Source organism: Peribacillus sp. FSL M8-0224 (assembly GCF_038003055.1).
In the GTDB taxonomy this organism is placed as follows: domain Bacteria; phylum Bacillota; class Bacilli; order Bacillales; family DSM-1321; genus Peribacillus; species Peribacillus frigoritolerans.
The window spans coordinates 2,344,205-2,368,858 of sequence record NZ_JBBOOJ010000001.1 but is presented as its reverse complement, the minus strand read 5'-3'; the positions used below and the strand labels follow the sequence as shown (position 1 = coordinate 2,368,858).

The 24,654-nt window shown below is 38.0% G+C and carries 17 protein-coding genes and 3 pseudogenes; 18 read left to right on the top strand and 2 right to left on the bottom strand.

Annotated features, from left to right (window positions below; genetic code table 11):
• Window positions 1-222 precede the first annotated feature (222 nt).
• Both MKX49_RS11370 and MKX49_RS11365 read left to right on the top strand, forming a co-directional pair.
• Window positions 223-1,953 carry a phospho-sugar mutase gene (locus tag MKX49_RS11370; RefSeq protein WP_340876523.1) on the top strand — a complete coding sequence of 577 codons (1,731 nt, stop codon included), beginning with the start codon at window positions 223-225 and terminating at the stop codon, window positions 1,951-1,953.
• A gap of 933 nt (window positions 1,954-2,886) precedes the next feature.
• Complete coding sequence (locus MKX49_RS11365; protein WP_323596980.1) at window positions 2,887-3,273, top strand: DUF192 domain-containing protein; 387 nt, start codon at window positions 2,887-2,889, stop codon at window positions 3,271-3,273.
• A gap of 939 nt (window positions 3,274-4,212) precedes the next feature.
• On the opposite strand, the gene MKX49_RS11355 is transcribed toward MKX49_RS11365, so the two are convergent.
• Window positions 4,213-5,403, bottom strand: a complete 1,191-nt coding sequence (locus tag MKX49_RS11355) for an MFS transporter (RefSeq protein ID WP_340876521.1) — start codon at window positions 5,401-5,403, stop codon at window positions 4,213-4,215.
• Between the two features lie 294 nt (window positions 5,404-5,697).
• Between MKX49_RS11355 and MKX49_RS11350 the strand changes: the two genes are divergently transcribed.
• From MKX49_RS11350 to speD, 10 genes and pseudogenes are all read left to right on the top strand, one after another.
• On the top strand, window positions 5,698-5,913 hold the full coding sequence (locus MKX49_RS11350; RefSeq protein ID WP_034306869.1) for a hypothetical protein: 216 nt from the start codon (window positions 5,698-5,700) through the stop codon (window positions 5,911-5,913).
• Window positions 5,914-6,337: 424 nt separating this feature from the next.
• The gene (locus MKX49_RS11345) at window positions 6,338-6,736 is read left to right on the top strand and encodes a hypothetical protein (RefSeq protein WP_340876520.1); all 399 of its coding nucleotides are present in this window, start codon (window positions 6,338-6,340) and stop codon (window positions 6,734-6,736) included.
• 70 nt (window positions 6,737-6,806) lie between these two features.
• Window positions 6,807-7,266 (top strand): annotated as a pseudogene (locus MKX49_RS11340) (flavodoxin).
• A 36-nt stretch (window positions 7,267-7,302) separates the two neighbouring features.
• Window positions 7,303-8,076 (top strand): hypothetical protein, encoded by a 774-nt coding sequence (locus MKX49_RS11335; RefSeq protein WP_340876519.1) that lies wholly within the window; start codon window positions 7,303-7,305, stop codon window positions 8,074-8,076.
• Between the two features lie 555 nt (window positions 8,077-8,631).
• A complete protein-coding gene (locus tag MKX49_RS11330; RefSeq protein WP_340876518.1) occupies window positions 8,632-9,807 on the top strand; it encodes an acyl-CoA dehydrogenase family protein in 1,176 nt (391 codons plus the stop codon).
• A 210-nt stretch (window positions 9,808-10,017) separates the two neighbouring features.
• Window positions 10,018-11,172 carry a betaine/proline/choline family ABC transporter ATP-binding protein gene (locus MKX49_RS11325; RefSeq protein ID WP_340876517.1) on the top strand — a complete coding sequence of 385 codons (1,155 nt, stop codon included), beginning with the start codon at window positions 10,018-10,020 and terminating at the stop codon, window positions 11,170-11,172.
• 12 nt (window positions 11,173-11,184) lie between these two features.
• Window positions 11,185-11,838, top strand: coding sequence for an ABC transporter permease (locus MKX49_RS11320; RefSeq protein ID WP_340876516.1), 654 nt, complete (start codon window positions 11,185-11,187; stop codon window positions 11,836-11,838).
• 11 nt (window positions 11,839-11,849) lie between these two features.
• Window positions 11,850-12,767, top strand: coding sequence for an osmoprotectant ABC transporter substrate-binding protein (locus MKX49_RS11315; protein WP_262868995.1), 918 nt, complete (start codon window positions 11,850-11,852; stop codon window positions 12,765-12,767).
• A 17-nt stretch (window positions 12,768-12,784) separates the two neighbouring features.
• Window positions 12,785-13,447, top strand: a complete 663-nt coding sequence (locus tag MKX49_RS11310; RefSeq protein ID WP_053535093.1) for an ABC transporter permease — start codon at window positions 12,785-12,787, stop codon at window positions 13,445-13,447.
• 162 nt (window positions 13,448-13,609) lie between these two features.
• Complete coding sequence (speD, locus tag MKX49_RS11305) at window positions 13,610-14,446, top strand: adenosylmethionine decarboxylase (protein ID WP_054395755.1); 837 nt, start codon at window positions 13,610-13,612, stop codon at window positions 14,444-14,446.
• A gap of 24 nt (window positions 14,447-14,470) precedes the next feature.
• Here speD and MKX49_RS11300 read toward each other — a convergent pair whose 3' ends face one another.
• Window positions 14,471-15,496 carry a YeiH family protein gene (locus MKX49_RS11300; protein ID WP_340878525.1) on the bottom strand — a complete coding sequence of 342 codons (1,026 nt, stop codon included), beginning with the start codon at window positions 15,494-15,496 and terminating at the stop codon, window positions 14,471-14,473.
• A gap of 133 nt (window positions 15,497-15,629) precedes the next feature.
• Between MKX49_RS11300 and MKX49_RS11295 the strand changes: the two are divergent.
• From MKX49_RS11295 to pulA, 6 genes and pseudogenes are all read left to right on the top strand, one after another.
• Window positions 15,630-16,522 (top strand): annotated as a pseudogene (locus MKX49_RS11295) (selenium metabolism-associated LysR family transcriptional regulator).
• A gap of 238 nt (window positions 16,523-16,760) precedes the next feature.
• A complete protein-coding gene (locus MKX49_RS11290; RefSeq protein WP_340876515.1) occupies window positions 16,761-17,666 on the top strand; it encodes a hypothetical protein in 906 nt (301 codons plus the stop codon).
• Between the two features lie 478 nt (window positions 17,667-18,144).
• Complete coding sequence (locus MKX49_RS11285) at window positions 18,145-18,771, top strand: metal-dependent hydrolase (RefSeq protein ID WP_340876513.1); 627 nt, start codon at window positions 18,145-18,147, stop codon at window positions 18,769-18,771.
• Between the two features lie 222 nt (window positions 18,772-18,993).
• Window positions 18,994-19,461 carry a C40 family peptidase gene (locus tag MKX49_RS11280; protein WP_340876512.1) on the top strand — a complete coding sequence of 156 codons (468 nt, stop codon included), beginning with the start codon at window positions 18,994-18,996 and terminating at the stop codon, window positions 19,459-19,461.
• 757 nt (window positions 19,462-20,218) lie between these two features.
• Window positions 20,219-22,348, top strand: a complete 2,130-nt coding sequence (locus MKX49_RS11275) for an ATP-dependent Clp protease ATP-binding subunit (RefSeq protein WP_340876511.1) — start codon at window positions 20,219-20,221, stop codon at window positions 22,346-22,348.
• Between the two features lie 389 nt (window positions 22,349-22,737).
• Window positions 22,738-24,624 (top strand): annotated as a pseudogene (gene pulA / locus MKX49_RS11270) (type I pullulanase); the annotation flags it as partial.
• Window positions 24,625-24,654: the final 30 nt, after the last annotated feature.

Genomic DNA, 24,654 nt, shown 5'->3' with positions numbered 1-24,654 from the left:
TAATGGTTGGAAAAATGAATAGATCGTAACCAACAACTTTGGAGGGAGTGCATTTGGCGATTCTACAATCTCCGTTACAGGGTGAAGAACGTGAAAAGGGAGCTATGCTCTAGGATCGATGGTTAGATTGCATATTCAATTGATCGCTTGCAATGTGTACTACGATCAAAAAGAAATGCCAAACAAAGTAAAAACATACAGGCAGGAAGGAGCTGTATTTTCATGGACTGGAAGTCTTTATATACTATTTGGACTAGTTATCCCAATTTAAATAATGAAATGCGTTTAATGCTTGAAGAAATGGAAGATGATGAAATATCACTTGAAGACGCATTTTATAAAAATTTGGAATTCGGGACAGGTGGTATGCGAGGGGAAATGGGGCCAGGTACGAATAGGATGAACATTTATACCGTGCGAAAAGCGACTGTAGGACTTGCTGAATATATTCAATCGTTTGGGAATGAGGCAAAATCCAGAGGAGTTGTAATTGCTTACGATTCAAGACATAAGTCTCCCGAATTTGCATTGGAAGCAGCCAAGACTTTGGCAACAAAGGGAATTAAAGCTTATGTATTTGATGAATTACGGCCTACCCCACAGCTCTCTTTTTCTGTACGTAAGCTGAGTGCATTTGCTGGGATCGTCATTACAGCAAGCCATAATCCGCCTGAATATAATGGGTATAAAGTGTATGGATCAGACGGAGCACAGCTACCTCCTAAAGCGGCGGATCAAGTCATTAATTACGTGAACGCGATTGAAAGTGAGCTTTCCATTGTAGTGGAGGACGAAGAAATCCTAAAGGACAGAGGACTCATTCAAATCATTGGCGAGGAGCTGGATACCGCTTATAATGAGCATTTACTCACTATTCCTGAAGATTCAAAGTTAGCAGATGAAATTGATGTAAAGCTTGTGTTTACACCGCTTCATGGTACAGCCAATAAATCAGTAAAACGCGCTTTGCATGATTTAGGATATCGAAATGTCCATATTGTTAAAGAACAGGAAATGCCTGATGCTAATTTTCCTACTGTTAAAGTGCCTAATCCAGAGGAACATGCTGCGTTTGAATTGGCCATTGCGCTTGGAAACCGTGTTAATGCTGATTTATTGATTGCCACCGATCCGGATGCGGATAGGCTTGGAATTAGCGTGAAGAACAATGCTGGAAATTATGTAGTATTAACAGGCAACCAAACAGGCGCTCTTTTTTTGGATTATCTAATTTCACAAAAACAAAAGAAAGGGACCCTTCCTCAAAATGGAGTCGTATTAAAGACCATCGTGACTTCAGAAATAGGACGTGCGATTTCTGAGCAAAATGGTTTAAAAACCGTAGATGTTTTAACTGGATTTAAATACATTACTGAAAAAATCAATGAATACCACACAAGTGGAGAACATTCTTTCCTGTTTGGCTATGAAGAAAGCTATGGATATCTAATCAAAGATTTTGCACGTGATAAGGATGCCATCCAAGCTACTATTCTGGCGGTGGAAGTCTGTGCCTATTACAAAAAGCAAGGTAAAACGATGTACGAAGGTTTACTGGATGTATTCGATAAATATGGATATTACTTGGAAGATTTACGGTCGTTGACTTTAAAAGGAATTGAAGGTGCGAAGCAAATTCAAGCGATTCTCAATGAATTCCGGGAAAATCCACCAGATCAAATCTCTGGTCATCAAGTAGTGGTTCGAGAGGATTATCTCAGCAGTAAAAAATATATGTTTGGGACAAATAAGGAAGAGGACATCAAGCTCCCGAAGTCGAACGTATTAAAATTCTTTCTTGAAGATGGGACATGGATATGTTTACGACCTTCCGGAACAGAACCTAAAATTAAATTTTATTTCGGTGTTCATGGAAGCTCGATGAAGGAAGCTCAGGGAAAATTATCCACCGTTACGATAGACTTTATGGAGAGTATCAATAAAATGCTTTAAAGGAGGACCCTCATTCAGAGGATCTTCAAAAAAACTGGGGTCAGCTTTCATTATATAAAGAAATGCTGACCCTTTTTTTGCCCATCAATGGCTAAGTGCTGCATTCTTAATCTAGCACTTATCCTTTCAGTATCATAAATACCCTTCTTCAAATCAAGATCTCAAGCAGAGTATACCCAAACATGAGTAGGACAACGGGGCTTATGCGGATATGCATGACTATTCGACACTAATTGGAATATTGAGCATATAATATACTATACCAATCCACAAAATCCCCCTATGTAGTAGCCTTGCTGATACCGTATGACGTTACGTAGTACAGTTGTACAGGCCCTAGGATGGACCTTATGAAAGGTGCTAAATAGGGAGGATTCTTTTAGGATCCTCATCGGCGTTAATGTTGAGGCATTTCCCAATGAGACAAGCCTTGAAATGTCACTTAAAAGATGAAGTCTTAAAAGGTAAGACACGTACATTTAACATCATACATAATCGAACATTCTAACAAAAAAACGAACGTCCTAAATGGTTGGAATAATAACCGCGGCAGTACATAAAGTGAATTTTTGTACCTTTAAGTACATTTCTAATTTGATTATGCTTTCTAGCTCGTTCACCAATAATACTTCTGTAATATGGAACAGGCTCACGAAATTATCGCTTGCTCCAAAAACACCTATGCTTTTATATACAGTTGCTGTGATTATTGAAAACAGAGTATTAATTTTAAAAGCCATGGAATAAAGTATTAGAAGTTAAATGGAGCTTGCTTAGTTATTTTTTCATCTGTATTCGTTTCATCACCAACTTTCTTCCTTCTTATTATTTAAAAGCAGGGAAAGAAAGTTGATGTCTTTTTAAAAGAAGTTCATGAGATTGACATTTTCTTTTTTTAGAAAAAACGTCTATTCCCTGCGAAGGTGAGTGAACATGAAAAATAGAATGAATACAAAAGTGATAAAAATAATCAGTGGGAACAAGGTAACTAGATTAAATGTTCAAGTTGCAGATACTCAAAGGAAAAGAGAAAAAGGCTTGATGTTTGTTGGGAAATTACCCGAAAATGAGGGGATGTTATTTGTGTTTTCAGAAGAAATATATGGTGGATTTTGGATGAAAAACACATTTATTCCTTTATCTATCGCTTTTCTTGATTCATATGGGGTAATTCTAAAAATACTTGATATGGAGCCTTGTATAGAGGAGTATTGCCCTACCTATGATCCAGGAATTTTTTATTATTATGCAATTGAAGTAAATCTTGGATGGTTTGAAAAGAATCAAATCAAAGAAGGGGACTATGTAAAGTTTAATTGATTCATATCCCCACCTCTAGTTCTTGGAGGTGAATTTTTAAAAAGGGGTATTTATGTTGATTATGGTAGGAAGATTGTGAAAAGTTTTATTTAAACGAAAATGTGTTTTACTTCATTACCGGGAGCTCAGCAGCTCCTTTTCTTATGCAACTAGAGAGGCAGGTTTCTTGAAGGGGCAACTATTAACTTTTATTTCTCCGTTCCTAACAAAGGCTGCACCCAGGCCTTGTAGTGGTGGAACCGCACCATAAGTCATGAGGTTTTTAAATTATGCCAAGCCATATTCCTCAGTTATGAATTCAAAAGAAGTAGTTTGAAAGCATGATTATTAAATTTTTTAGTAATGGAGAAATTTCACCCAAAGATCTATTGCTGTATAAAACAAATCTTCTACATAATGTACTACAATTTTCATATTTCACTATAAAGAAGTAGATGAATTCAAAAAGGCCATCTAAAAAAAAAGAAAACCGAACTCAAATGACCGGTTTTCTTTTTGATTATGGCTCTTTTCGTAAAGAGTTGTTGTTTTAAACTTTGTTCTCACGTGTTAATAGCCAGCTAACGAACAGCCCTGCTATACCGTATGCCATTAAAATGTCTTGACCACCGATGAACACCGCTAACATAATTCCAAATAAAATCAAATACCAGGAACGCCGTTGTATCAATTTTAAGGCAACTTTTTTCCTGTTACTGATCTTCTCCTTGGAATTAGAGAAATACTCCTGATTTTTCAAATCTTTTCATAATGCTTGTTTTTTTGTATCTTTTCCACGAATGTCATTCGTCTTGGATACAATATCGAATTTAGACTTGAAATGCGTCGTTCATCCTCTCATTTTATCTAGGCTATATTCCAGTTTATTAGGATCTTGTTCAACCAATGGGAAGCCATGCAGCAAGAAAGCATCTCTCATTGGTGTTCTCAGCTTTTCTCCTATGCCGGTTTCTTTTGTTTCTGGTCCAAGCGATGACTCAGGAAAGTTAGAAGACTTGCCAAGATGGCAATCAGCCCGCCTACCAATGTCACACTCATCAAATTTCCCTGATGGTAAACAATTCCGCCTAATGAGGAACCAAAGGCGATACCGACATTGCTTGCCACAGGCATCAGTGAAGCAGCCAATCCTGTAGCTTTGGGTTGATAAATACCGGCTAGGTCTATCAAATATAGCTGGGTAGATGTTGTTAAAAGGATGGCCATTAATGACATCAAGCTAATGTTAATCAAGCCAAAGATAAAATTATCTGTCGTCCAATATAAACTGATCAGGACAACTGCTTGGACGAGGAAAACAAACCTAAGGCGTCCGATGGCATTGTAGCTGGCAATTTTACCAGCGAGTATGTTGCTGAAAATGGAAATGAATCCGTAGCCAAACAAGATCCAACTGATTGAACCACTTGGTGCTTCCATTCCTTTCAGGATCGGAACAAGATACGTATAAACGGCATACGTCGCTCCAAATCCAAGCGATGGAATGAAAAAGGCCATTAAGATTCGCGGGTGTGTCAACAAAGAAAATTGATCACGCATTGAGCTGCGGAATGTACTGTGCATAGTAGGCAAAATGAAGAAAGATGCCAAAAACGCAATAGCTCCGAGAAAAGTCGTTAACAGGAAGGTTGCATTCCAGTCGTACCTTTCAGCGATGACAGTGCCAATTGGTACTCCGATCACGTTTGCAAGTGTAAAACCACCGAAAACGAATGATATAGCAAGTCCACGTTTTGCGATTGGCATGTTTTCACTGGCAACAATCATAGCAAGAGAAATTAAAACTCCTGTTACAATCGCAGTCATCATCCGAAGTGCAAGGAGCATGACGTAGGTGGTTGAAATCACGCACAAAGCATTCAGGATGATGAATGAACCTATCAAGAACAACATCCATTTCCGTTTTGGAAAATGGCTTGTTGCCGACATCACGAGCGGTGTGGCAATGGCAAACGTAATGGCAAACGCAGAAACGAGTGTGCCTGCTTTTGCATTCGTAATATGGAGACTCGAGGAAATATCGGTTAAGATCCCGACGATAACAAATTCGCTTGTCCCGAGAACAAATGTTAATAAAGTAAGTGTTAAGATGAGCAGCCAATGCCGCTTGGTTAATTCTGTGGTGTGCATAAATACCTCTTTCCTTGATGAATGTAAAAGTTGTCACAGGGTGGAAAAACAATCTAACTATCATACCATAAAACATTTTTATGAGGAAAACCCTTGCATAGTTACCATAGATTATTTCCTGCTAAAAAAGCTTGTACCTGAATCACTAATTTTACCGTAACCTGTTATGTTAGAAAACAAAAAAAGAATTCGAAACGGATTAATAAGGAAAAGCATAAGGGTAACAAGATAATAAAAATGTAATACTCTATATCAGGAAGAAGACATAAATCAAACAAGAAGGATGGGATCCTGATGGTTGATGAAATAAAACGGGAACAATGGAAAAAGAAAGTTATCGAAAATCTGAAGAGGGAAGCTGTCAAAAATATCATAGCAATAACGGGAGACCTAGCAAGATTAGATGCTAAAGTCAATAATACTTACACTGTATACATCAAGGATGGAAGGATGATAAAGAAGCAAACAAATGGGAAGTGTGTTGTCATTAATGGGAAAATACAAGGATAAAAAGTAGTGTAGGAAAAAAGAATGCACTTTTTGAATGCGAAGGAAGATAGCGGCTGGACAGTTTCCTGCTTTTAGCCCGGGTAAGGGATAAAGACGATAAAATAGTTGTATAGCATAAAAAAATACTCTGGGATGAGTTATTCTCCAGAGTATTTTTTTGTACTTGGCAGCAGCGGTAGCTAGGCATCTATTTTTCCAAGGCAACAAAACAAAAATATGAAAACTTAGCTAAAACAGATTGACAATGATAATCATTATCACATAAAATACTAATTGAAAATGATTATCAATTTCGATTGGTTCTCTGCATGTTAATAAAATGAATTTTGAATAGGCGGTAGCCGTCAAAAACAAATGGACTGACCAAGTGCCAAGGTTGAAGAAGAATTCAAAAAAACTGAATGTGAGTGAAGGAGGAGCACCTATGGATAAAAATTTTATTATATTAGAACTATTTCAGCATGAAGTAAGCTGCTGCTGTCCGGGTGAAAGGCACCAACATATAATTGAGTTTCTTCAAGGAGATGTTTGGACAATTACAAATGAACGGAAGTACATTGATTGCCTAGGATGGCACTCTTTAATAGTTGTCAACAACGAGTTTCAGTTTTTTATGCACGTGGAAGATATCGAGGAACTGTATTCCAAGGGCAGCATTTGCTCCATTTTGGATTTGAACCTTAAAATTAACCATTTGAGTTTTAAAGTAAACGAAGCACTTGATGCACATGATAGGGAGTCATTTCTTTCATTTTCCGATGAACTGAGCAACGTACAAAAAATTAAGAATAAAATGAACTTTGGTGATGTACATGCTTTTTAAGAAAACAAATTTCATGTACATATAACATAAAAACAATAAATCGTTCGAGATGTTGGAAGGGGAACTTATCATGTCTAAAATCATTATAATTTTTGCCAGTATGAGTGGAAATACAGAAGAAATGGCGAATACCATTGCAGAAGGAATCACAGAAATCAGTGATGTGAGTATCAAAGATAGATATTATGGATGGTCCTGAAGCTTCCATGCTTGAAGATTACGATGGAATCATATTAGGGGCATATACGTGGGGAGACGGGGAGTTACCCGATGATTTTTTAGACTTTTATGAGGATATGAATCATATTGATCTAACTGGAAAGAAGGCTGCGGCGTTTGGTTCCTGCGATTCATCTTACCCACAATATGGTGCAGCCGTAGATATTTTAACAGAAAAATTAAGGGAACAGGGTGCTGTTATCGTCCTGGAAGGGTTAAAAGTAGAATTAACCCCAGATGATGAGGATATCAAGAACTGCCAAAATTTCGGGAGGGAATTTATAAAGAATAGTTTTGTCACTTCAATATAGAATTTGAAATTTTATGAGGAGAGAGAGGAGAAGGGAATGATCGATAGGGAACATCGGATTTCCATTGCTACTTTAACTGATTATCATTTACAGGATTTTATAAGATGTCCTTATCAATTTTACTATTTTCATATAGAAGGAAAAATCACCACTCAATCGGATTGGAGGAAGATGGTTCAATTTGTGGTTAATCAAGTTGTAAGTCGATATTATAAACTTCCTCCAAAAAGTCAGACGACTAAGAAGGTTTTGGAGTTCATAGATGATCATTGGAGTGCCATTGAAGTACGTCAGTTCGAGTCGAAGATTCACTATTATAAGGCTCTTGCTAATATTACAGATCATTTACTCCAATGTTTAACTACTGAAAGAAATGAAAATCCACCTTTGTTTTTATATGAAAAATTTAACATGGACATGGATGAGTTGGGTACCGAACTTTCCTTAACTTTTGAAGTGGCAGAATGGTCAGGCAACTCATTCATCATAAAGAAGTATTTAGTTGATACAGATGAAGAAATGAATCTTTTATTTAATAATATGATTTCGGTATTTTGTGAAAAGGCATTTGATCAATTACCGGAAAGAATAGAGATATACTCGCTTATGGAAGGTAAAAAAGAAACGTTTATACCAACCAAGAAGGATGTTTCTGGTGGATTGGAATACCTCAACATGATCAAGAATCTTTTACAAGAACCCAAAAAGTATTTGAAGACGGATTCCTTAGCAGTTTGCAAAAGCTGTTCTTACCAAAAAAGATGTTATGAAGGAATTAATATAAACCAAGAAAGATTTAGTAGTCAATAATCGTGTTTGAAAAACCTGGAATTATTGTCTATATTATTAGGAATTACAGTATATTAAAGAAAAAAGAAACGTTCCTGGATGTTGCCTAATTAACTGAATCAGAGAAATATCCTTCCAAAAAGGTTTTGGAGGGTTATTGGGCATGGACCAAAATAGTAGATCTAAGGGAATTGAATCTTTTAGAGAAGGATATTGACATGCTATTAGCTGGTATATTTCACTAACTAAAGCTGTTAAATAACCATTGTATTAAGCAAAAAAAGAATGAGATTTGAGCGTAAAAAGAAGAATTGTCTATTTATTACATTTTGTATTCCAAGAATAACCTCGACAGAATACAAGTTCAAAACCAAATTCAAAGCGGTTAAGTCATAATCAAATCATTAAAAATGGAAAAAAATAGATTTTTAAAAGGAAATTCCATACTTTTGTTGAACATGAATATTGAGGAACATTTTAATTGTTTGAAATTGTAACCGTTTACAACGAGGCGTTTAACATATTTTATTTGTTCATGCTAGTAATTATCAGTAAAAAAAGAATGGAGGTTAGCCCATGGTTAGCACGATGGCAATCAATAAGGATGATTCCCGTTCCTTTCTAACGGAAGAACACCTATTATTTAAACAATCAATTCGTGAATTTCTCGCCAAGGAGGCTGTCCCCTTTTATGATCAATGGGAAAAAGAGGGGGAAATACCTTACTCATTTTGGGAAAAGGTAGGAGATAATGGGTTTTTATGTCCATGGATTGAAGTGGAATTCGGTGGAATAGGAGCAAATTTTGGATATTCTGTTGTGCTGGCAGAGGAATTGGAGATGGTGGGTTCAGCCTTGGGAGGAATATCCATTCATTCTGATGTTGTAGCCCCTTATATTGCTTCATTCGGAACAATAGATCAAAAACAAAGATATTTACCAAAGTTCATTACAGGGGAAATGATTTCTGCCTTTGCATGGACAGAGCCGGAAATGGGATCGGAATTAGCTGATATCCAAACCACAGCCATCAAGAAAGATGGGTATTATCTTCTCAATGGAGCCAAAACGTTCGTTACAAATGGCTTTAAAGCTGACTTCATGATAGTAGCATGCAAAACAGATCTAAATGCCGTTCCTCCCAAGGACGGAATCAGTCTACTGCTCATTGATAAAGATACGCCAGGGTTATCACGGGGAAGAAAGCTTAGTAAAACAGAACAGGGAAGCTCAGGCACAGCCGAACTATTTTTCGATGATGCTTCAGTTCCAGTTGGAAACCTCCTTGGGGAGGAAGGGAAGGGCCTTTCATATATCATGCAAAAACTGCAGCAGGAAAGACTAATCTGTGCGATCAGGTCTATAATGGCAGCAAAAGACATGCTTCACTTGACGATGAATTTTATAAAAAGTCAAAAAGCAATTGATAAGAAAAGAAGTGCATTTAAAAAGGCACAGATTACCATCGCTGAAATAGCGACAGATATTCATCTGGGAAGAACGTTTATTGATGGGTTGATCTGTAAACATATGACTGGGGAGAATATCATAACTGAAGTATCGATGGCTAAACAATGGATAACGGAGATGTCTAAGCGAATATCTGATAAGTGCATGCAGTTGCATGATCGTTACGGAAGTATGTGTGACGATAAAATTGCCCGGCGTCATAGGGACAATTCTTTGCCAACATTCTTTACAGGGACAGATGAAACCATAAAAACCCTCATTGCTAAAAATATAGGATTTTAATTCATTTTTAATACTATAAATCTATCAAACTGCCTCATACTTAATTGGGGCAGTTTTTTTATACCATTTTTTCAATATAAATACAATGAACTAGTTTTTTATAAAAAAAGGTTTAAGTAGTTCACCTTATGGGTACAAGAGACTGTGCATATGAAAAATTAATATTTTTGTAAAATTTGTAATTGTATGCGAATGATGGAGGTGCTTTTTATGTTAAAAATCGAAAATGTATCGAAAATCTATAAGGGAGGAAAGAAAGCTGTAAAAAATATATCATTGGATATTAAAAAAGGGGAGTTCATTTGCTTCATTGGTCCGAGTGGATGTGGAAAGACAACGACAATGAAAATGATTAACCGTCTTATCGAACCATCTGAAGGCAAGATGCTTATTAATGGTGAAAATATCATGGATAAAGACCCAGTCGAGCTAAGAAGACAGATCGGGTACGTTATCCAGCAAATCGGCCTTTTCCCTCACATGACCATTCTTGAAAATATCACCCTCGTTCCAAAACTTCTTAAATGGAATGAACAGAAGAAGAAGGAACGCGCACTGGAATTGCTTCAGCTTGTCGATATGGGACCCGAATACCTGGAAAGGTATCCCTACGAATTGAGCGGCGGGCAGCAACAAAGGATAGGCGTTCTCAGAGCACTTGCTTCCAATCCTCCACTCATTTTAATGGATGAACCTTTTGGCGCACTAGATCCAATCACCCGCGATGCCCTTCAGGAGGAGTTTAAAAATCTGCAGCGCACACTTGATAAAACAATCGTTTTTGTTACGCATGATATGGATGAAGCCATTAAGCTAGCCGACAGGATCGTCATCTTAAAGGCTGGTGAAATCGTCCAAGTGGGAACACCGGATGAAATCCTCAGAAACCCAGCCAATGAGTTTGTTGAAGAATTCATCGGCAAAGATCGTTTGCTTCAAACAAGACCCAATGTTGAGTTGGTTGAACAAATCATGAGTCGAAACCCAATTTCCATTACAGAGGAAAAATCCCTTACCGATGCTATTACGATAATGCGCGAAAAAAGGGTCGATTCTTTACTAGTGGTCGATGAGCAAAATGTTTTGAAAGGGTTCGTAGATGTTGAAACGATCAGTGAATATCGAAAAAAAGCTAAATTTATCAGCGAAGTCATCAATACTGAAGTCTATTCAGTGAAACAGGATACTTTAATCCGTGATTCCGTTCAAAAGATTTTAAAACGAGGTTTCAAATACGTGCCTGTAGTTGACCAAAATAAGCATTTGGTCGGAATTGTCACTAGGGCTACATTGGTCGACATCGTATATGACAGCATTTGGGGGGAGGAAGAAAATCAAGTGGCAGAAGTAGTAGAAATGTTTTAGGGGGTATAAGAGATGGAAACAATGCTCGAATTTTTACAAACGAACTGGCAGGAATTGATCTTTAAAGCATGGGAGCACTTATATATTTCCATGATCGCTGTTTTCCTTGGAATAATAGTCGCTGTACCACTAGGGATAATGTTGACGCGAATGAAAAGGAGCGCATCGATTATAATCGGAATTGCGAACATTATGCAGACATTGCCAAGCTTAGCGGTTCTCGCCTTTTTCATCCCTTTCCTTGGAGTTGGGAAAACACCCGCAATCATTGCGTTATTTTTCTATTCCGTTTTACCCATACTCAGGAATACATACACAGGCATTAAAGGAGTAAATGAAAATCTGCTGGAATCCGGACGCGGCATCGGGATGACAAGCTGGGAGAGGATTCGACTGGTTGAGTTCCCGCTTGCACTTTCCGTCATTATGGCCGGTATCCGTACGGCTTCCGTCTATTTAATTGGATGGGCCACCTTAGCTTCCTTTATTGGAGGCGGGGGCTTGGGAGATTACATTTTTATCGGCCTGAATTTATACCAAACAGAATATATCATCGCTGGTGCAGTTCCGGTAATCATCATGGCTATCCTGGTTGATTATGTATTCTCGATCATAGAGCGAAAAGTCGTACCAAAAGGCTTGAAAGGCATGAAGGAAGTTGCTTGAGGAGGATTACCATGAATAAAAAAATAAGAAATACAATTTTAATGGCTCTTATCGTTTGTGCATTAATGATCACCGGCTGTTCTTTGCCTGGTCTAGGGTCATCTTCTGGGACTACTGTAAAGATCGGTGCCCAAAGCATGACCGAATCCGAAATCCTGGCGAACATGATCGCTCAACTCCTTGAAAGGAATACGGAACTTGATACGAAAATCATCAAAAATCTAGGTTCGAATTTCGTTCAGCAAAAAGCGATGGAGACCGGTGATATAGATATAGCCGCAACTCGATATACAGGGACTGATTTAACGAGTGTCCTGGGACAGGAAATCGAAAAGGACCCAGTAAAGGCGATGGAAATTGTTCAAAGGGAATTCAAGGAACAATATGGGTTCAAATTTTTTGATTCTTATGGATTTGATAACACATATGCCTTTACGATTTCAAATGAATTGGCTGAGGAAAAAGGGTATCAGAGAATATCGGATTTGGAAAAGGATGCAGATAATTTAAGGCTAGGTGTGGATAGTGCTTGGCTGAAAAGAAAAGGGGATGGTTATAAAGGATTCGTCGATACATATGGATTGGAGTTTGGCGAAACTTATCCGATGCAGATTGGCTTGGTATACGATGCAGTCAAAAATGGTCAGATGGATATTGTCCTTGCATATTCCTCAGATGGACGGATTAAGGTTAATGATTTGAAGCTCTTAGAAGATGATAAACAATATTTCCCTCCATATGACTGTTCACCGGTCGTTACTGAAGAATTATTGGAAAGGTATCCTGAAATTGAAGAGGAACTTAACAAGTTAATTGGCGAGATCACTACTGAAACCATGCAGGAACTGAATTATGAAGTGGATGGGAACTTGAAGGAGCCATCGGTCGTAGCATCGGAATTCCTTAAAGCACATAAATATTTTGAATAATTGGGAGGTGCAAACTAATGGAAACCTTGCAACAGTTGGGAACTTATTATTCCCAAAATTGGATGTATGTTCTTACTGAATTTTATCGCCATTTTTTAATGTCTGCTTATGGAGTGTTATTTGCAGCAATTGTAGCCATCCCGATAGGCATTTTCATCGCGAAACATAAGAAATTGAGTAATTGGGTATTTTCGATAACGAATGTCATACAAACCACACCAGCATTGGCTATGCTTGCACTCCTGATGCTAGTGATGGGGCTGGGGACAAATACGGTAATCTTATCGTTGTTTTTGTATTCATTGCTGCCAATCCTGAGAAACACGTATGTCGGGATTACAAGTATAGATCATGCTTATTTAGAATCTGGCAAGGCAATGGGAATGACAAAGCTCCAGTTACTAAGAATGGTCGAACTGCCATTATCTCTATCTGTCATCATGGCTGGCTTACGTACAGCTCTTGTCGTTGCAATCGGGGTAACTGCTGTCGGTACATTCGTAGGGGCAGGCGGACTGGGGGATATCATTGTCAGGGGAACGAATGCGTCAAATGGAACGGCAATCATACTTGCAGGAGCAATTCCGACTGCATTGATGGCCATTCTCTCGGATCTTTTACTCGGATGGCTGGAACGGATTCTTTCACCGATAAAGAAGAAAAAAGTTCATACTGCCTAGAACAAATCAGGAAAATAAAAAAGCCGTTGCATGTTAATGCAATGGCTTTTTCTTAGCTTACCGATTAGAAGTCAGAAGCTTAGACTGGCAGATTTAGTTTTTTATTTCACGAAAAGGGTAACTATAAGGGTAGTCCTAAAAAAAGTATAAGGGGAATCATTCATGAAACTTACACCTGAGCAGCGTATTGAACTTCATGGCTTTAATAATCTTACGAAATCTTTAAGCTTTAATATGTATGATATTTGTTACACAAAAACCAGGGAAGAGAGGGAGTCCTACCTGGATTATATCGATGAACAATATAATGCAGAGCGGCTTTCGAAAATCCTGCACAATGTTGCGGATTTAATAGGGGCGCATGTTTTAAATACGGCCAAACAGGATTATGTCCCTCAAGGCGCCAGTGTAACCATTCTTGTTTCAGAAGGACCTGTCGTCGAAGTACCTATGGGGACTTATGAGGAATCACCAGGGCCTTTACCTGATAATGTGGTCATGCAACTGGATAAAAGCCATATTACCGTACATACTTACCCTGAATACCATCCAAATGAAGGCATTAGCACATTCAGGGCCGATATCGATGTCTCTACATGTGGAGAAATATCACCCCTTAAAGCCCTTAATTATCTCATTCATTCCTTCGATACCGACATTATCACGATCGATTACCGAGTAAGAGGATTTACGAGAGATAAAGATGGGCGAAAATTGTTCATTGACCATGATATTAATTCCATTCAAAACTATATTCCTGATGAAGTAAAAGGTTTATATGACATGATCGATGTAAATGTATACCAGGAAAATATATTCCATACGAAATGTAAGCTGAAAAGGTTCGATATTAATAATTACTTATTCGGTTATACAGAGGAAAAGCTGAATAAAGAGGAAAGGCAAGAAATTATAGAAAGGCTTCAAACGGAAATGGATGAAATTTTTTATGGTGCCAATGTTCCACATCCAATAGAAAAAAACAAGCATGCCGATTAAGGGATGCTTGTTTAAATTGAAAAGTTAATTTAAATGGAAAGCCTGAACCAATACATACCCGAGGCAAGTCAAAAATATAGAGCCAACGAGTCCAGCAAGAAAAGGTTTACCGCCATATTTCCTAAAAGTTGCAAGGTCGATATTCAATCCTAGTCCCGCCATCAACATAGCCATGAGGATATAGGAAAGCATAACAAGCTTTTCGGCCAAAGGTTCGGGAACTGCACCTGAAGAATAAATGGCACTCATCAATAAAAATCCAAAAATGAACCACGGTATCTGGATGGATTTCCAGGAAAATTTCTTTCCGGTAACCGTTGATCGTTCTTTCCAATTCATGATGAATCCAATTAAAATGGCAACGGGTATGAGCAGGGCCACCCTAGTCAATTTGACCACCACTGCCAAGTCGACAGCCTCATTTCCCCCTGGTGCCGCAGCAGCGATGACGTGAGCAATTTCATGGAGTGTACCACCCGAAAAAACACCATATCCTTGATCGGATAACTCCAATAATGGATATAGGATCGTATATCCGAAAGTGAAGGTTGTACCTAATACAGCAACCGTAGCTACAGCTATTGCTGTATCTTTTTCTTTTGCTTTTATTTGGGAGGAAATTGCCAGTATGGCAGCAGCTCCGCAAATTCCCGTTCCGCAAGCTGTCAATATGCCAAGCTTTTTCTCAACTTTAAATAGGCGGGTCAATCCATAAACTACTAATATACCAAATGCAAGACTAATGGCACCAACTGCAAATGTTTTCGGTCCGGCATTAATAATATCCTTTAGGTTCAAACGCATACCCAATAAGATAATGCCCACTCTCAAAAGGACTTTACTTGAATAATTTGTCCCAGCAACGGCGTAAGCCGGGACGCCGATCAGCGATTTCCAAACAACACCAATCAGTATTGCAATGACTAACTGTCCCATTATATGAAGGAATGGAAGCACTGCTAAGTATTTTGCGACAATGGCAATTAGCATAGTCAATGCTATTCCTTTTGTAAATCCGAATTTTTTTGTTTCAACTTTTATTTGTTCCAGTGTGATCACTCCATCTATGTTGATGCTTTAACTTTAAAACTAAATTAAAAATAAGTGAAATATATTTTTGCTATTTCAATGATTACTTCTACTTATGATAAAATGAAACGCATAGGAAAAAAGGGAGGTAACAATGGATCCGTTAAAAGTATTCGTAACTGTAATCGAACAGAAAAACTTTTCAAGAGCAGGGGATATCCTGAACCTGTCGCAGCCAGGAGTCAGTCTTCACATAAGGAATCTGGAAAATGAGTTAGGAACGAAATTAATTTATCGTTCCCCCAAACAAGTTCAAATAACAGAGCCGGGAAAAATTTTGTATAGACATGCAAAGCAAATGCTTAACCATTATGAAACAGCAAAAAGAGAAATAAATGAATTTAATAACGTGGTTAGCGGAACGATGAAAATAGGTGCAAGCTTCACGATAGGGGAATATTATCTTCCAAAAGTATTGGCAGAATTTGCGGCACAGTATCCGATGGTGGATATACAAATCATCATCTCTAATTCAAATGATGTCATTCAAGGAATCCGTTCGAATAAGCTTGATATAGGCTTGATTGAAGGGGAAACGGATTATAAAGATATAGATGTCAGGCCCTTCATGAATGACGAGATGATTGTGGTCGTTCCCCCGGATCATCCACTTTCACAGATGGATCTCATCGAGGGCAATATGCTCCAAAACCAAACATGGGTACTTAGGGAGCAAGGATCGGGGACCCGTACATATTCCGATAAACTTCTGAGCAGTCTGGAGTTAACCTAAAGAAAACCTTTATTTTCACCAGTATCCAAGGAGTGAAAGAAGCGGTGATGGCTGGACTCGGCATTGCCTTGTTATCCCGATTGACAGTACAAAAAGAATTGAAGTCCAATGAATTGAAAACTTTCCATTTGAAAAATGAGCCCCTAATAAGACCTTTTTCGATCGTGAAAAAGTTGGACTTTGAAGCATCAAAAGCCATGGAGCTGTTTCTAAGGAAGGTCGAAGAATTTGCAATAAAGGGCCGTCCTAAATAAAACCCTAAACATTTGCTCATCCTTTCATTTTCAATGAAAAGGTTGGGCATTTTTAACGACGAATTATTATTAATTTTAATGAAAACGTCGAAAGTAATTTGGAATATGTCAATGATTAAACAAATTTTACGTATTTTAACATAATTGCAAACATATAAATTAAATAGGTAGTCTCCAGGAAATCCCAATTTCCTGTAGACTTTTCCTGATATTAATAATCTTAAAAGGAGCAACCACATTGGCTATAGAGGAGCAGAAAGATAAACGGATTTCTGTTTTCGACAGGATTATAGGATTCATGCCAAAATTTTATGTGATTGGGACAATTTTAATTTTTGTTTACACGTTAGTTGCGATGGCTCATTTAGGTATCCAAACTTTAAAAAAGCCAGAGGAAACCATTGTACCTGCCCCCCCTGTTTCTCAGGGATTTGAACATACATTGATATCGTTAATCATCGAACCTATCGTAACGTCTGAATTTTATCAAATCATCTTTAACACATTATTCCTTTACCTAGTTTGGATATTGCTATTCCTATTAGCCCCGATTGCTTTTTACCGTTTAAAACACTTTAAATTTTTTAATATCGAAATTGAAATTGAAAAACAAGATGCAGCCGTTTATGAAGTATTCAGCATGAGCAGTTCAAAAATGAAATTTGCAGCCTATTTAACATCCGAGGAATTTCAATTGGAGATATCAGAGGAAATTGCCAACAGTAAAGACTTTAAAACACCCTTAATCTATACATTGGACTGTGCCGTGGATTTTTATTCCGATCAATTAGGTCTTTCCTTTACCTATGATATCTATACCCTGAACCAGTTCAAAAAAGCAAAGCTGCCTAAATCCATCAAAGCGATGCTTGATAAGTCCATTCAAACCGGCGATCCGTGCATTACGAATAAAAGCAATAGCGACAGTGAATATTACAAGAACTTTCTTATCCATTATTTCGAAAACATGGACGGGAAATTCGTCACCGTCTTAAATAGTTATCAAACTGAATTCGATACATTCGATAAATCACTGCTTAAAATCCTGCAAAACGTCATATACGATTACTATTTACAATATAACTATATTTACGAAGCAAGTGAGAAGTTGGAAAAGAATGAAACCATTTCCCCTAATAATTAAAAAAACCACCCTACAAGTGGTTATTTTTTTTGGAAAGGTGATTGTTAATTATATTTTGGACAATTACATTATTACCAATGAGCTCCGACGATTTATTTACATGCCGTTCCCGAAAATCCATGTTCTTTATTTTCTTGGACTTTTTCCCATTTTTAAAATTATTGAAGGCATTTAAAAAAGCTATCTGAATCACTCCCCTTATAGATTAGTATATTCATATTTTGGATAAAATTTCATGAAAAACCTCATTTTACTGAAAAATATTTTCTTGAATACACAAAGCAATTATAGACATTTAGAAAAAGTGTTTTAAATGTACGAAAAGATTTTTTATTTGCTCTAATCACTGATTTCTATGGCTTTATTTATAAGAACTAGAGAAATTTTCCCCAAAATGTTGTATAGTTAGGTATGCAGAGATTCGAACAAACATTCGTTTCTTGAGCAGATTACTTCTTAGAGGGACAGGAGAGAGACAGTGAACGGGACAGCACACATGGCTATAGGGGCAACAGTTGGATTCTTGACGGCAAACACACTTCAAACAGATTCAACCACCACTTTATTTTTGGTGGGCATCGGGGGAGTTTCAGGGCTGATGCCCGATATGGATATTGATGGGAAGTTAAGTAATAGGATTACCTTTTCACATAAGTTTATCCGAACGATAGCACAAACGATTGGAATTTTAATGATCATTTATAGTCTTTTGGAAGGCTCTGAAACGGAAAAGTGGATCGGTGCAGGGGCAGGAATCGGAATCATCATTATTTCATCTTTCATTAGGCAAAGGCATATGCTGACTTTGACTGGATTAGCGGTATTAGGAGGCGGTTTATCTTTGCAGGAAAGCTGGTTGTGGCTGTTGGGAGTCTATATAATCCTGGCATCCTTTACACCACATAGAAGTTATACCCATTCGATTGCCGGTATCGCTTTCTTTGGCATCATTGCCTTTCAATTCGAAGCTTTTATGGGGATTGACGGAATTTTCGCCACTTGTTCATTAGGATACATAAGTCATTTAATTGCAGATTTGAAATGTTTACCTTTCAATAAACGTGGGGTAAAACTATTTCTTCCATTTTTCTCAAAAGAATTTTGACAGTGGTTTTTTACCGCTGTTTTTTTATGAAGAAAAGATAGTTTTATTAAAGGTGCTTTTCAATATATTGAATGGACACTTGATTCGACTTATTTCTATGTTTTATATGGACATTCTTCCTAAATCTACTAAATGTAACATATTCGTAAAGATCCTGTGATGCGAGTGATATAGCTTTTCTAGTATATTAGGTTTAGCAAATCACATCAGGGGGTAAATAATTTGTTTAAGAAAATTGTCGTCGGATTGTCATTGGCTATCACGCTTGTAACCGCATCCTTTGCTGGAAACCAAGTGGAAGCTGCTTCATATCATACAAAAGCGATTAAAGTGGCTAAAAGTGAACTAGGTACAAAATATAAAATGGGTGGCATTTCTTCATCAGGTTTTGATTGTTCGGGTTTAGTGAAGTATTCATATCAAAAGGCTGGTAAGAGTTTACCAAGAACTGCTGCTGACATATATAAAAAAGGAAAGAAAGTTAAAAGCCTGCAAAAAGGGGACTTAATGTTCTTTGCACCAAATAAAGCGAAAACACCCACACATGTGGCCATATACATAGGAAACAATGAATTCATACACTCGTCATCATCAAAAGGAGTGTCATACGCTAAAACCAATAATAGTTATTGGAAGCCAAAGTATATCGGTGCGAAACGTATAAAGTATATCGGTGCGAAACGTATATAATAGAAGAAAATCAATCTTAATATAAAAAAGCTAAGAGACTTAATGAAGTCTCTTTCAAATTGTAGACAAAAAGGTTTCGAAAGGTTTCATTCCGAAACCTTTTTGATTTTTTATTGGAATTGAAGCAGCTATTGCGGAAAGGAAAGCATGGCATGGGTTGAACAACGAGGGGACTTTTAAGAAAGTATCGATATCACCTCAAGTATTAATACTACTTAAAAACAAAAAAAGACTGTAGGCAAAAGAGTTCTATTTTAAAATTAAAACAAAGATCATTGGAACGGAAGGTGCGAGACTCCTGCGGGAAAAGCGCGTCAAGGGGAGATCCCACAGGTGCGAAGACGCCGAGGAGGCTCCCCAACCGCCCGCGGAAAGCGAGTACATGGAGTGGAAATCCAACGTTTAAAAATTGTACTAACCTTAAAGAGACTTAATAAAGTCTTTTTTTGTATTAAAAAATAAGAGTGAATGAGGCACATGGACAAGAGAATTGGCGTTTTGCTAATAGTTTAAGGTTATGGTGAGTCCTGAATTCGGTAATCGGTAGTATGAAGCATTCATGAAAGCTTTTTAGTTGACTGGAAATGGATAGTTTAATATGCTAAGCAAACCAAATCGAAGGAATTCCTGTTTTTTGCAAAAAAATTCCCAGACAAAATTATTGAAAGTCAAAGAAGGTCAATGTATAATAAAGTTAGAAAGTCAAAGAAGGTCAAAGATTTATTTTCAATTTATTTTTTTAAAGGAGGAGTACTACATGCTTTGTGAAAAATGCCATGTAAACCAAGCTAATATTCAAGTTCACCTAAATATGAATGGTCAGGAGCATGATGTGAAACTGTGCTCCACTTGTTATAAAGAAGAACGAAACAAACTTGGAGCAGCTATGGGCGGAATGGATATAGGGAAATTCCAATTTAACGGATCTCCAAATTCATTCAATCCATTTAATTATAATGGTGTACCAAAACCGGATTCAGCTGAACATGGCGAGGACGGAGGATTGCTTGAGGAGTATGGCCGCAATTTGACCGATGCTGCTAAAGCAGGACTTATTGATCCGGTTATCGGACGAAATGAAGAAATCAAACGCGTCATTGAAGTTCTAAACAGACGCAATAAAAATAATCCAGTTTTAATCGGTGAACCTGGTGTCGGTAAAACAGCCATTGCTGAAGGCCTTGCTTTAGCGATTGTTGAAGGTTCAGTGCCAGTTAAATTACGTAATAAGCTAGTATATATGCTTGATGTAGCGTCCCTTGTTTCCAATACTGGAATTAGAGGGCAATTCGAAGAAAGAATGAAGCAATTGATCAGTGAATTACAGGAAAGGAAAAATGTCATTTTATTCATCGATGAAATTCATCAACTTGTGGGAGCAGGTTCGGCCGAAGGATCAATGGATGCAGGAAATATCTTGAAGCCTGCACTTGCACGCGGCGAACTTCAGCTTGTCGGAGCAACTACTTTATCCGAATATAGGAAAATTGAAAAAGACGGTGCCCTTGAAAGACGTTTCCAGCCTGTACAGGTTAACGAACCTACAACGGCTGAGGCATTGGTCATCTTACGCGGTTTAAAAGAAAGTTATGAATCTTATCATGGTGTAACATATAGTGAGGAAGCCCTAAAAGCGGCTGTTGAACTTTCAAACCGTTACATTCAAGACCGATTCCTCCCTGACAAGGCAATAGACTTAATGGATGAAGCTGGTTCCAAATTGAACTTGACCATCGAAGACGGCCAGGTAGAAAACATGAAAGAACGACTGGCGCAAATTTATAAAGAAAAAGAAATGGCCTTAAAAGAAGAAGCATATGAAAAAGCTGCCGTTCTTCGTGATGAAGAAGAAAAACTGGAAAAGTCATTGCAAGCAGGGGAAGATGCAATTAAGCCAACCGTTACCGTTGAAGACATTCAAAATATCATCGAACAAAAGACCGGTATTCCTGTAGGTAAGCTCCAAGAAGATGAGCAAGAAAGAATGGTTCATCTCCAAGCGGAGCTGATGAAAAAAGTAATTGGGCAGGAAGAGGCTGTCAAAAAGGTATCCAAGGCCGTTCGAAGAAGTCGTGCCGGGTTAAAATCCAAAAATCGTCCTACCGGTTCTTTCCTTTTCGTTGGTCCGACAGGAGTCGGTAAAACCGAATTGGCGAAAACTCTTGCTGAGGAATTATTCGGGGACAAGGACGCTATGATTCGTCTTGACATGAGTGAATTCATGGAGAAACACAGCGTTTCCAAATTAATCGGTTCTCCTCCTGGATATGTAGGACATGAGGAAGCTGGACAATTGACGGAAAAAGTTCGCCGCAAGCCTTACAGTATCATCTTATTGGATGAAATCGAAAAGGCACATCCGGATGTCATGCATATGTTCCTGCAAATCATGGAAGATGGCCGCTTAACCGACAGTCAAGGCCGGACCGTTACTTTTAAAGATACCGTGATCATCATGACGAGTAATGCAGGAGTCGGTGAGAAACAAAAAGTAATGGGATTCGGTACAAGTTCAGCTGTGGAAGAGGCTTCAATCCTGCAATCTTTAGGCAGCTTCTTCAAACCGGAATTCTTGAACCGGTTCGATAGCATCATTGAATTCTCTGCATTGAAGAAAGAAGATCTTCTGCAAATTGTTGATATCATGATTCACGAGCTAGACGAAACACTTGCTGCAAATGGTTTATCTTTAGATGTGACCAATGAAGCGAAACAAAGGCTAATTGAACTCGGATATCACCCAACTTTCGGGGCTAGACCGCTCCGCCGTGTTCTTCAAGAACAGCTCGAAGATGGCATCACAGACTTTATCTTTGAGCAGCCTGAAGTTAAGAACTTCACTGCAATTGTTGAAAATAACTCAGTGAAAATTATTAAAACACCATAAAGAGTACTAGAAATGCCTCCAAGACCGTAAAACTGTTATGGAGGCATTTTTTTTCTTTTTTTTGGATTCACTTTCATTATACGATAAGTAAGGTCCAGCAAAATGACCTGCTGCTTTCGATTATTAAATATAGATTTCTGAATTTTCGACATAATTTGCAGATTGGATGTTTTGATGGGTAATGCCTGTGGAATCATAACATAATGAAAGATTCGCTCATGATTATAAAAATGAATAATTCCTGTTCTAAAATGGGAATTTCAATGGAGGAATGACCTATTAAAGATTCACTTTCTTATTTTGAAGAGGAAAATAAAAATAATCAAAAACCTATGGATAATGAAACGGAAAATCAGTTGGAATCCCTGCCGATTGCTAATATTAATCCGGTAAACCCGTCAGAATTGGATGATTTATATTTCTATGAAGGCAAAGATTTAGGAAATTCCTATCTTAAAGATAAAACGGCATTCCGGTTATGGGCACCACTTGCATCTGAAGCCAAGCTAGTTACTTATAAACATTGGGATGATACAGATGGAATGGCGATTCAAATGGTTCGTTCGGAAAAGGGGACCTGGACCATTGAGCTGAACGGAAATCAGGATGGATTGATTTATACATATAAAGTGAAAGTGGGAGAAACCTGGACTGAAGCCGTCGATCCCTATGTTCGCGCAGTTACTGTTAATGGTGATAAAGGGGTCGTGATAGACTTAACAGATACGAACCCAAAAAGGTGGACACGGGATAAACCACCTCTTGAAAAAGCTGAGGACATAGTCATTTATGAATTGCATACACGGGATTTATCGATTCATCCTGAAAGCGGAATCCATCATAAAGGTAAATTCTTAGGAGTAGTTGAAGCCGGAACCAAAGGTCCAGAAGGAGCGAAAACGGGTCTTGATCATATTAAAGATCTAGGTGTTACCCATGTTCAGTTTATCCCGATATTTGATTTTGCTACAGTCAATGAAAAGAAATTGAATGAACCACAATATAACTGGGGATATGATCCACAGAATTATAACGCTCCCGAAGGCTCTTATTCGACTGATCCGTATCAGCCAAAAGTAAGGATCCGGGAGTTAAAGGAAATGATACAAGGTTTACATGACCACGGGTTACGAGTAATCATGGATGTTGTATATAATCACGTTTATTCTGTGGAGGACTCAAACTTCCATAAACTCGTTCCCAAATACTTTTTTCGCTATAACGCCGACGGCACCTTATCTAATGGAACTGGTGTAGGAAATGATACTGCTTCTGAACGTAAAATGATGCGAAAATTCATCGTTGAATCCGTAACCTATTGGGCGAAGGAATTTAACCTTGATGGTTTCCGTTTCGATTTAATGGGTATTCACGATGTGGAAACGATGAATGTAGTGAAAAAGGCACTGGCAGAAATTGATCCGACCCTCATTGTTTTGGGCGAAGGCTGGGATATGGATACTCCCTTGGCCCAAGAGCTGAAAGCAAATCAAAAGAATGCTTTTAAAATGCCTGGAATCGCTCACTTTAATGATGCGATCCGTGATGGTTTAAAAGGGTTTGTCATGAATGAACATGATAAGGGATTCGTCAATGGAAAACCAGGAATGGAAGATATTATAAAAAAAGGCATCGCTGGTGGTTTGAAATATGATGAAGATATCGCAACATATCAAAGACCAGATCAAGTGATCAATTATGTTGAAGCACATGATAATTATACTTTATGGGATAAGCTGCTCATCACTAATCCAGATGCGACAGAAGAAAAACGGAAACAGATGCATAAATTAGCTTCGGCAATTGTCTTACTGTCACAGGGGATTCCAATGATACATGCTGGACAAGAGTTCATGCGCTCCAAGGATGGGGATGAAAATAGCTATCAATCTTCTGATTGGATTAACAGGTTGGATTGGAAAAGGAGAGCGGAGTTAGATCGGGAAGTGGAATATATGAAAGGGCTGATTTCTCTCAGGAAAAATCATTCTGTTTTTAGGTTAAGCACACCCGAAGAAATTGAGGAGCAATTGCATTTCATTGATGCTCCGCCAAATGCGGTTGCATTCACCTTACAACATCAAGATTATAAAATGGCAGTGATTCATAATGCAAATTGGGACGCGATAACCATTACTCTTCCTCACGAAGGTAATTGGGCCGTTTTAGTGGATGGTCAGCATGCGGGCCTGGAAGAAATTGATAGGATTATAGGGAGTCAGATAACCGTTGCCCCTTTAAGTTCGTTTGTATTGAAAGCAAACTCTAATCAATGATACTAAAGTCGAAGTGAGTGAATACTATGT